Origin of the sequence: Corynebacterium sp. EPI-003-04-2554_SCH2473622 (assembly GCF_001665955.1) — a bacterium.
GTDB lineage: Bacteria > Actinomycetota > Actinomycetes > Mycobacteriales > Mycobacteriaceae > Corynebacterium > Corynebacterium pseudodiphtheriticum.
Genome location: NZ_LZMN01000034.1, coordinates 1 through 10840, shown reverse-complemented (window position 1 = coordinate 10840; position 10840 = coordinate 1). Strand labels below are relative to the sequence as shown.

Below are 10840 nucleotides of genomic sequence, written 5' to 3'. Positions count from 1 at the left end.
GGTCGCGGTATCGTCACCCCATTGATCTCCAAGGGGTACGCGGGCGCGACGCTATTTTTGCTCAATATCGGTTCCTCGCCAGAACAGCTTGCCGGGTGCATCGAAGAAAATGACATCAATGTGCTTGTCATCGACAGTGAATTTGCGGATCGGCTGCCAGCAGCTGGTTCCACTGCCGCAGACGGCCTACACGTCGTCATCGCCCACGAAGGTGGTGAGGAAACCGGCAAGCACCCAGTATTATCTGAGATCGTTCGCAGCCGCACCGATGTGAAACTGCCACGCTTTCCCAAGCACGGCAATATCGTGCTCATGTCGTCCGGCACTACCGGAGTACCTAAGGGCATTGCCCGCCCGGAACCAAAGCTGCCCACGGTTTTGACGACGATCCTGGATGCCATCCCTTGGGAAGCCGGACAAAACGTGCAGATGACTGCCTCGATCTTCCACACCTGGGGCTGGGCGATGCTCAATATCGCCTTTGCGCTGCGTTCTACAGTCGTTACTCGCCGGGTTTTCGACCCTGAGGCTTGTTTGCGCGACATCCAGGAACACCGCTGTGAAGTGCTGATTTCCTCACCCGTGTTTTATAAATCGATGGTTGCTCTCGACAACACCTGGGATTATGACGCTTCTTCGCTCAACGTCATCGCTTCTTCCGGCCACGCGCTAACTCCCCAGGTGGCAGCGGATACCATCGAGCGCTTCGGCCCCATCCTGGCCAATATTTACGGTTCCACAGAACTCACCTTGGCCAGTGCTGCAACCGCACAACAAGTCGCAAAAAATCCCACGATCGGTGGATCCGTTGCCAACGGCACTCTGTTGAAAATCTTGGATGCCAACGGCAAGGAAGTTCCACGCGGAAAAGTCGGCAAAGTCTACTTGCGCAATGCGACGACGATGGTGGGTTATACCAACCCGAAACACAAACTCGATCGCGTCGGCATGCTGCAGTCCATCGGAGACCTCGGCTATATCGACAGCAACGGCATGCTGCACGTTCTGGGTCGTGCCGACGAAATGATCATCGTTGGTGGCGAAAACGTCTACCCCTCATCGGTGGATAACGTACTGGACACGATGCCGGGTATTGCCGATCACTACGCCAAGGGCGTGGACGACGACGAGACGTTTAGCCGCATCGCAGCCTGGATCGTGAAAGATCCAGACGGGCCGGAAATTTCTGCCGACGATGTCCGCGAATGGGTGCGCACCCGTTTAGCGGAGCATTCTGTACCGCGCGACGTGCACTTCGTCGATGAATTGCCACGTAACGCGACCGGCAAGGTAATCCCCCGCAAGCTGTCGGCTTAAAACCCACTCACTGCTAGTAACAGGGCGCCGCCGGTGCTGGGGCTTGCTGGCCAACTCTGCTAGCTAGAGATTACTGCTTGCTATAAGCGGGCCCTGCCATCACGGCCGCAGTCCCTTACCTAGCCCACACTGCGGATCCACAGTGTAATTTTCAGACTGCAACTTTCAGAGCATGTTTTACAATGTGCGTTTTACAGTGTAAGCCAGTCTTGCACTGTCGCTTTACACTGTGACTGCACCCTTTACAGTGTGAAATGGGACGGTGCTGCTCGGTGTCGATGAAGACTCAAACTTCAGTGTCACTGGAATAAATGAACCAGCAAAAATAATCAAGGCTGTGGCAAAGCATATCTGAGGCAAAGCGATGGCGATTATGAAATGAACGCGAACGATTTGCAGCTTATCCGGAATGCATCACTCATAGCAGCAAGAAGCCACGAAACAGATTCTGAATCGGTACCTGGCACTACTCGCGCTGATTTGAATAGTGAATTAACTGCGCGATATATGGCAGAAGTTCGCCAGTATTCTCGGCGTTTATCCCAGGTAGTTAATGATACGGATTTGCTACGTACCCTGAAAGTTATTCTTCCCGACGACACATTAAGTGTTTCTGGCCTGTATGGGCTCGGATTTTTCACACAAGCGGCTGAGCCGGCTTTACGAGTTACAGCCGCAGTGCGAATGCCAGAAGGATTTGGTGGACCACGAAACCGTAATATCGAAACTTTTGAGGGTGCTGTTCCAGATCTTTTGGAAGATGCAGTTGCGTGAGTAGCGCGCAATGCAGACACCATCGACGAATATCAAACCAGTGGACATATGAAAAACGGAGCGAATTTCCACTGCGCGCAATAAGAGAAACGATAGCCAATGCGTTGGTTCACCGCGATCTCAGCGCTGCCTCGTTAGGTGGTGGTAAAAGCGTAGAAATTCGATTAACTCGTGAACGTCTCATCGTCACCAACCCAGGCGGGCTTCATGGCCTCAGCATCGAACAATTAACGGGCTCAGACCTGGCAAAATCTGCCGTCAACCAGCGTTTGTATGACCTCATGCGACACGTCAAGACTTCAGACGGCAGCTCGGTGATCGAAGGCGAAGGTGGTGGCATCGCCGAAATCTTGCGAGCTTGCCGAGGTAGCAATCTCACTCGTCCACATTTTTGATAACGGCGCACAATTCAAAGTAATTTTCCGTAGACAGTCTCGATTATCCGCGGAACAACGCCAGCACGCGCAAAAACTCGCGCACAAGCAAGAACTCTCACTTATTCAAATGGAAGTACTGCTTTCATTAGAGCAAGGTGCGACTTGGTCAATAGGACAAATACGGAAGCAATTTGCCCCACTCGGGCAGTCCGAAGCAGATGATCTGCTCACAGAACTAAGCTCACTCAAGCTAGCTTATTACCAAGACGGGGTACTTCGTCCGCGGGATACTTCACACGAGACACCACGGGATAAAGGTACGAAGCAGCGTAAAATGTCAGATTTTTCATCAGTGCACGGAACCAATACCGCAGCTATCATCGCTCAGCTAAACCAGGCACCCATGAGGTTTCCCGAGCTGGTAGAGGCAATACCAGGACTCAGTCCTGGCCAAATTCGGTATGCACTCAAACAACTACAAACAACCGGAATCGTGGTGATGGAAGGACGACAAGGGCAGCGCTCTACGCGTTATCGTATAAATCGATCCACCAAAGGATAACCAAGCTGTGCCCCATAAAATGAATTACGAGATGCAGCCTGCTTGAAGATTTGATCAATATTGCGCCTTTTTGTTCCAGCGTTCACCTTGTCGTCAATGGCCGCGCTTCGGCTGAAAAGGGTGAAAACTAATGTCGCTGTGCCAATCCCCCATGGCACACGGATCAACAAAATCACAAAGGATCGCAAAAGAATAAGAGTTTAAATAGTGGAGCCATCTAAGGGAATCGAACCCTTGACCTGCTCTTTACGAGGGAGCTGCTCTACCGACTGAGCTAAGATGGCACGTTGCTTGTTCGGTATCGTGAAAGATTCCCGCATAGCGGGCTTCCTGCACAATCACAGCAACACTGGCATTCTAGCCGATAATCGCCGTCAATGAAAAACAGCAGGACTAACACCGCTACACCAGCGAGGCTGTAACAGTTAGTGCACCCGGTATGCGCAGCGCAACCGGCCTACCAGGCCGTCGAAAGCAATCTGTGGTGAAACATTGAACCCCAGCAGCTCGCGGTAATGGCTAATGGCATCCTGGCATTCCACCAGCCCCGCTTCATCCAAATGCTCAGCCAGTTCCGAGGCCAGCGGCTGGAAATCCGGGTGCGTCAGATCAACTTCTGCGCCCAGTTTCACCATCAGCGCGTCCCGGTAGATCCCAGCCAGATCAACCAAGGCCAGATCCAATACATCCCGCAAACGCCTAGTCTGTCGCTTTTTCTGCTGCTTTTCCAACTCGCGCAAGTCACCAGCACCACCAGAAACAGATTTCTGCGTACCCTTGCCTTTCGCCCCCATACCTAAGGCGTTGCGCAGGCGTTCTTTTTCCGCCTCATCTGCCTCGGCATAGCTCTCTTTCGCTTCTTTTTCTACAGCTTTGACCAGCTGCCCGACGGCCTGGAAGCCCCCAGATTCGTGGAAAATTGCTTCCGCGAGGTTGATGGCTTGCGCACGCCGCTGCTGGATCGCCGGGGTGTTGACCAACTTGCGGGCGCGGCCAACATGGCGCAACGAAGTATGCGCTGCCAATCGGGCATGATTTTCGCTCGCGCCTTCGTCGACAAGCATCTGCACAATCGTCTCCACTGGAAGTGCAGGCACATACAAGTGTCGGCAACGGGAACGCAGCGTCTGCGGGAAATCCTCCGGGTCGGTCGACGGCGCGCACAGAATGATCACGGTGTGCGCGGGCGGTTCCTCGATGGTTTTCAGCAGTGCATTGGCGGCACCGTCGGTCAGCCGGTCCGCGTCTTCGAAAATCACCACACGCCAGGCACCAACCGTGGGCCGCTTAGCAGCAGAAGCCACGACTTTCTCGCGTACGAAATCCACTCCGATCGACAACTCTTGCGGCACGACATGCACAACATCCGTATGTTTGCCAGTCATTGCAGTCCGGCACGCCTGGCATTCCCCACAACCATATGCTCCCGAGGTTTCGCAGAGCAGAGCCGCGGCAAAGTTCAACGCCGTGGTGGAACGGCCCGCCCCCGGCGGACCAGTGAACAACCAGGCATGTGACATCGCATGTGCTTGAGCTCGGGTCTCGATCTGGGTTTGGGATTGGGGTTGAGTTGACGCACCAGCTGCAGCCCCGTCGGCAAGCACTGCGCCACTGTCGACACCTGACCGCGACCGTGTCCGTGCTGCTGCCCGAGCGGCAGCCATGATGGTCTCTTGCACCCGGGGGTGGTCCCGCAAGCGGTCCGCGATAGTGACCGAAGGTGCAGAATCGGCGCCAGTTGTGGCAGATGGTGCTGGTGTTGCGGTTGCAGGTGTGTCGTCGGTTGCCGTGGCAGCTCGCGTATAACTCACGCCACTAGTCTAGCCGGGCAGTCGACAGTTATTGTAGTAAGTTATGAACAGATTTCTGCGTGGCATCAAATGGCTGTGGGGCACCTCATGGCCACTGTTTGCTACCGCAGTTCTAGGGGCAAACATCACCGGCGCCGTCGCGATCATGCTATTCGTGCGGTTCTTCCTGCCAATGCCGGAAATCATGGACTTCACCGACGAAGTGCCCAATTTACTCTCAGTCGGCGTAGCCTACCTCGTCTTCGCGGTATTCGTCGGCATGGGCGCCACCTACCTATTGTTCCGCCCGGTTCTGGACTGGCAACGCAACCCCGAGGAACATGACCGAAACATGGTGCGGTACCTCGTTATGCGCATACCGGTTTACCAAGCCGGGGTGGCGGCGTTCGTCTGGATCATCGGCATCTTAGTCGCCACGATCCTGACCGGAAACTACGCTGCCCGCCTAGGGCTCGTCGTCGCAGTTGCAACCTCCCTAACGGGCATGATCACCATCCTGATCACCTACCTGCAAGCAGAGCGGCTGGTGCGCCCAGTTGCGGCCGAAGCTCTGGCTAGGCGCTTTGAAGACTCCACTCTGGAACCACCCATTAAGGTGCGGCTATTGACCACTTGGGTCATGACCACCGGCGTGCCAATCCTAGGCATCGTGCTGCTCTTATTCGCACACCAAGCTAATTATTTCACCGATAACGCCGCTGATTTGATTCCTCCGGTACTGCTCATGGCAGTCACCGGCATCGTCACAGGCCTGACCGGGACCATGTTTGCGATGATGAGCGTAATTGACCCGATTAAGGAGCTCCAGGAGGCCATCAACCGTGTACGCCGCGGTGAATCCAACGTGGCCGTCGATATTTACGACGGCTCCGAAATGGGCGTTCTGCAGGCCGGTTTTAACGAAATGATGAAGGGCCTGCGAGAACGTGAACGTGTGCGGGACATATTTGGCCGCTATGTGGGCACGGAAGTCGCAACCAAAGCCTTAGAGGAACGCCCCGAGTTGGGTGGCGAAGATCGCGAGGTTGCAGTCCTGTTCGTCGACGTGATTGGCTCGACGACGTTTGCCGTCACTCACACCCCGGAAGAAGTCGTCGATGAGCTCAACCAATTTTTCGAGCGCGTTGTCGAATGTGTCCATCGTAACCGGGGCATCATCAACAAATTCCAGGGCGATGCTGCACTCGCTGTATTCGGTGCACCGCTCCAGCTCACTGATGCAAATTCACTCGCACTGCAGGCGGCGCGCGAGCTACGAGAAGAGCTGAAAGGCCTGGCACTGCACGCTGGGATCGGCGTGGCCGCCGGGCACGTCGTCGCTGGTCATATCGGAGGATCAGATCGCTTCGAATATACCGTCATCGGCGACGCCGTAAACCAGGCTGCGCGCCTGACCGAACTCGCTAAAGACACCCCCGGGCAAATCCTGACCAACGCCGTCACCCTGCGCGGAGCCAACGAAGTAGAACAATCCCGCTGGACATTCTTGAAATCCATCGAGCTGCGCGGGCGAGGCGAGATGACGCAATTGGCTCGTCCTGTACGTGCGACGTTGGCGGATCGTTCCTAGCGGCGTCGCACTTGTCGATGTTGTGGTTTTGCTAACCTGCCTTTAGCGCTTGGATGGCGCCGAAACACTCAACTCTGAAGTACCCACGCTGGGAGCCTTTATGCAGAATCAGCCTGCACCACACCCGCAAACAAGCACCCCACCGCCGGAAAACCCGGCACCGCAGAACCCACCATCGCCTGCCCCGCGCATGATCGCCCCCGATTTCGCCCGTGGTATCGCACTGCTAGGCATCGCGCTGGCAAACATACAAACTGCGTGGACGCTAGAGACCTCGAGTTCACACGCGGAGAACATCGAGTCTTCCTATTTCGGCGGCTATGCCGACGGTTCACTACTCGATACCGTCGTCACGCTTTTTTCTGCCATGTTCGTGCACGTGCGCGGCCTACCAATGTTTTCCACACTGCTCGGATTCGGCATCGGTTTGATCGCCATCAGTCTGTGGAACAAATCCTTCCCACTTTCTCGAGCCCGCCAGGTCATCGCTCGCCGCTACTTTTTCCTAGCCGTCTTCGGCTTCCTGCACATCATTTTCTTGTTTTTCGGCGACATCATGTTCTCCTACGGCGTCATGGGGATGATCGTCGCCACCATGCTGTCATTGCGTAATAAGACCCTGGGCTGGATTATTGTGGTTCTCTTTGCGCTCAATGCCTTGACTGGTATCGGTATTGCGCTGGCCAGCATGGGTTCTACGCTGGTCAACGTAGCAGGCCCTTCCAATTTTGCAGTCGGGGAGGCCTCCGAGCCGACCAGTAACTACTTGGAATACATATTCGGGAACTTTTTTCTAGCTGTCTTTGCCCCCTTGGAAGCCTTTTTTGTCGCCTTCACGCTACTGCCAGTGATTTTGTTGGGCTTCATATGGGCGCGCCGTGGTGTGCTTGCCGACGTAGATGCACACCGAAAAGAACTCGTAATCTGGGCCATTATCGCTGCTCTGATATGCCTCGGCATCGGCTTGCCGTGGGGCCTGGCGGAACTAGGGATCATTAACCATGAGCTGGCCAATCCACTGATGACAGCAAACGTTTTTCTGGGGATTTTTACCGGCCCGGGCATCCTTGCTGCTATCGCGTTGGGCTGTAATGGTGTGCAAAAACAGTATGCAGAAACCCAGCGCGTGCCATTCTTGTTACGGCCATTTATCGCGCTGGGGAAGCGTTCCATGTCGGGCTATGTCGCCCAGTCAGTATTTTTCGTGATCCTGGTGTTGCCGTTCACACTGAACTTGGCAGAAGGCCAAACGGTAACTGGGCTGACAGTTCTTGCATTCTTGGTGTGGTTGGCCACGCTATTGTGGGCGTGGCTGTGGGAAGCATTCGGGTGGAATGGCCCGCTAGAAACTATCCACCGCCGTCTCGGCTACGGCCCTGGTTCACGCCCGCGCTTGGAGTCTCAACGGCAAAAGCGCGCACGCTTAGCAGCTGAAACTCCGAGCCCGTAGCGCTTAGCTCCGCCGCGAACCCGCCTTCACCACATTTTTCGTTCCTGGTGAAGGCTTTTTCGCGGTCTTTTTAGCCGTTTTCTTGACGGTCTTTTTCGCCGTCTTTTTCACAGCTTTCTTGGTGGTTTTCTTTACCGTCGTTTTCTTGGCTGTAGTCTTTTTCGCAGCAGTCTTTTTCGCAGCAGTCTTTTTCGCAGCCTTCTTGGTGGTCTTCTTGCCCACCTCACCAGCGGCTTCTTTGGCGCGGCGCTCAGAAAGCAGCTCATTTGCCCGCGCATCTGTCATCGCTTCCGGCTTATCGCCCTTCCGTAGCGAGGCATTGGTCTCGCCATCAGTGACGTACGGACCAAAACGGCCGTCTTTCACCGTCATTGGTTTTCCAGAAACGTCGTTATCGCCAAGCTTCTTCAACGGTGGTTGCGCAGCAGCACGCCCGCGACGTTTTGGCTCAGCATAGATTCGGCGCGCCTCATCCAAATCAATAGAGAAAATCTGTTCTTCATCAGCCAACGAGCGCGAATCCGAGCCCTTCTTCAGGTAAGGGCCATAACGGCCGTTTTGCGCGGTAATCATCTCGCCATCAGCTGGATCCACGCCCACTTCGCGCGGCAGCGACAACAAGCGCAGCGCTTCTTCCAAGGTGACTGAGGCCGGCTCCATCGACTGGAACAATGAGGCCGTGGCTGGTTTCAGCTTTGCTTCCACCAATTCGGTAATGCGCTTTTCTTTTTGTTTCTCTGCAGTCTTGGTGTCCCAGTTTTTCGCACGTTTGCCCTCTTCTTTGCGTTGGGCGTCCTCAGCAGCACGTTCTTCACGAATGATCTCTTCTGCCTCAGCGGCAGCCTTTTCTTGCTCGTCGTCACGCACTTGCTCGGTGACATACGGGCCAAACCGGCCTTCCTTAGCCACAATCATCCGGCCATTGTCCGGGTTTTCACCCAGCTCACGGCCGCCCTGTGGGGTGGCGAATAGCTTTTCTGCCATCTGCAGGTTCAGCTCGTCCGGGGTCGTTGATTCAGACAAATTCGCACGCTGATATTCCGGCTCACCATCGGCATCCGTTCCGATACGGCGTTCCAGATACGGGCCATACCGCCCCACACGTACGACGACTGCACGGCCGTCCTCGTCGTCGAAAAGATGCAACGAGTTAACTTCACGCGCATCAATCTTTTCCAGGTTGACGTCGATCAGTGATTTCAAGCCACCATGTCGAGCAATCGATTCCGCGGTGTTATTGTCGTCTTCGCTATTAACCTCATTTCCGAAATAGAAGCCGGTCAGCCACTCGGTGCGGTCTTGCTCACCGGTAGCGATCTGGTCGAGTTCGTCTTCCATCGAAGAAGTGAAATCGTAGTCCACCAGCGGAGCGAAGTTGTTTTCCAGCAAACCAACCACCGCGAATGCCACCCACGACGGCACCAGCGCATTACCGCGGGCGTGCACGTAGCCACGGTCTTTGATGGTTTTGATGATCGAGGCATACGTTGACGGACGGCCAATGCCTTGTTCTTCCATCTTTTTCACCAGCGAGGCTTCTGTGTAGCGTGCCGGTGGGTTCGTAGAGTGGCCTTCTGCGCTAACCTTATCGACGGACAGCTCGTCGCCCTTGTCCAGCTGCGGCAAGCGTTTTTCGCTGCTGTCAGCAGAATCATCGTCGTAGGCCCGCAGGAACCCTGGGAAGGTGATGGTGCGCCCGTTGGCCTGGAATTCGGTCTGTTCACCGGTGCTGGCAGATCCAGCCATGGTGACTTTCATCGACGTCCCTTTGGCGTCGGCCATCTGTGAGGCAATCGTGCGTTTCCAGATCAACTCATAAAGCTTAAATTCTTCGGTATCCAGTTGATTGTGCAACGCACCCGGAGTCGCGAATGACTCGCCTGCTGGACGAATCGCCTCGTGGGCCTCCTGCGAATTTTTCACCTTCCGGTCGTAACGGCGTGGTGCCTCAGAAACGAAATCACTGCCGTACAACTCGGTCGCCTGATTGCGGGCGGCGAACAGCCCCTGCTGTGACAGCGAAGTCGAATCCGTACGCATATACGTGATGTGGCCGTTTTCGTAGAGCCGCTGCGCGATACGCATGGTCCGTTCAGAGCTGTAGTGCAACTTGCGTCCTGCTTCTTGCTGCAGCGTCGAAGTCATAAACGGCGCATACGGACGGCGAGTATACGGCTTGTGTTCAACGGCGGTGACGGTGAGTTTTGCTTGCTGCAGGCCGTCGGCAAGCCGGTTGGCCTGTTGCTTGTCGACGATGGTGGCCGAACCTTTCAGCCGTCCACGATCATCGAAATCGCGCCCCTGCGCCACTCGTAGCCCGTCGACGGTAGCCAAGCGTGCCGGGAAGGACGCCGGATTTTCCGCAGAGTCTGCCGCACCTGTGTTCAGGGTAGCCGAGAGGTCCCAATAATCAGCAGAAACAAACGCCATGCGCTCGCGCTCGCGCTCAACGATCACGCGTGTGGCCACGGATTGCACACGGCCTGCCGACAGCCGCGGCATGACCTTTTTCCACAGCACCGGCGAAACTTCGTAGCCGTACAGGCGGTCCAGGATACGGCGGGTTTCTTGTGCATCGATGAGGTCTTCGTCAAGCTCGCGGGTATTGCTCGCGGCCTCCAGGATGGCGGATTTGGTGATCTCGTTGAAGACCATCCGGCGTACCGGCACTTTTGGCTTCAGCACTTCTAACAGATGCCACGCGATAGCTTCACCTTCACGGTCCGGGTCCGTTGCCAGATAAAGCTCGGAGCAATCCTTGAGCTTAGCTCTTAAGTCCGTAACTTTTTTCTTCTTATCCGGACTGACCACGTACAACGCACCAAAGCCATTGTCCGTGTCGACACCCAAACGCGCCCACGGCTCTTTCTTGTATTTCGCGGGAACATCAGCGGCTCCGCGTGGCAGATCACGAATGTGCCCCACGGAGGCTTCGACCAGGTAGTCGTTACCTAAGTAGGGTTGGATCTTTTTTGCTTT

The 10840-nt window shown here is 55.4% G+C and carries 8 protein-coding genes and 1 tRNA gene; 6 read left to right on the top strand and 3 right to left on the bottom strand.

Annotated elements, in window-relative coordinates:
- The 4 genes from A5774_RS02630 to A5774_RS11460 all read left to right on the top strand — a co-directional run.
- The coding region (locus A5774_RS02630; protein WP_064833238.1) for an AMP-binding protein at window positions 1–1317 on the top strand (1317 nt) is incomplete at its 5' end.
- 378 nt (window positions 1318–1695) lie between these two features.
- Window positions 1696–2091, top strand: a complete 396-nt coding sequence (locus tag A5774_RS02625; protein WP_064833237.1) for a hypothetical protein — start codon at window positions 1696–1698, stop codon at window positions 2089–2091.
- 104 nt (window positions 2092–2195) lie between these two features.
- A complete protein-coding gene (locus A5774_RS02620) occupies window positions 2196–2486 on the top strand; it encodes an ATP-binding protein (protein WP_064833236.1) in 291 nt (96 codons plus the stop codon).
- Window positions 2425–3030, top strand: coding sequence for a winged helix-turn-helix domain-containing protein (locus tag A5774_RS11460; protein ID WP_152514617.1), 606 nt, complete (start codon window positions 2425–2427; stop codon window positions 3028–3030). Before A5774_RS02620 ends, A5774_RS11460 begins: the two co-directional genes overlap by 62 nt.
- A 208-nt stretch (window positions 3031–3238) precedes the next feature.
- Here the strand turns inward: A5774_RS11460 and A5774_RS02610 are convergent.
- Together A5774_RS02610 and A5774_RS02605 are read right to left on the bottom strand one after the other, a co-directional pair.
- Window positions 3239–3314 (bottom strand) — tRNA-Thr (locus A5774_RS02610).
- 141 nt (window positions 3315–3455) lie between these two features.
- Window positions 3456–4841 (bottom strand): DNA polymerase III subunit delta', encoded by a 1386-nt coding sequence (locus tag A5774_RS02605; RefSeq protein WP_231892321.1) that lies wholly within the window; start codon window positions 4839–4841, stop codon window positions 3456–3458.
- Between the two features lie 43 nt (window positions 4842–4884).
- Between A5774_RS02605 and A5774_RS02600 the strand changes: the two genes are divergently transcribed.
- Both A5774_RS02600 and A5774_RS02595 read left to right on the top strand, forming a co-directional pair.
- Entirely contained in the window at window positions 4885–6411 is a 1527-nt protein-coding gene (locus A5774_RS02600) for an adenylate/guanylate cyclase domain-containing protein (RefSeq protein WP_021352807.1), read from the top strand.
- 100 nt (window positions 6412–6511) lie between these two features.
- On the top strand, window positions 6512–7861 hold the full coding sequence (locus A5774_RS02595; RefSeq protein WP_082936072.1) for a DUF418 domain-containing protein: 1350 nt from the start codon (window positions 6512–6514) through the stop codon (window positions 7859–7861).
- Window positions 7862–7864: 3 nt separating this feature from the next.
- Here the strand turns inward: A5774_RS02595 and topA are convergent.
- The coding region (topA, locus tag A5774_RS02590) for a type I DNA topoisomerase (protein ID WP_064833235.1) at window positions 7865–10840 on the bottom strand (2976 nt) is incomplete at its 5' end.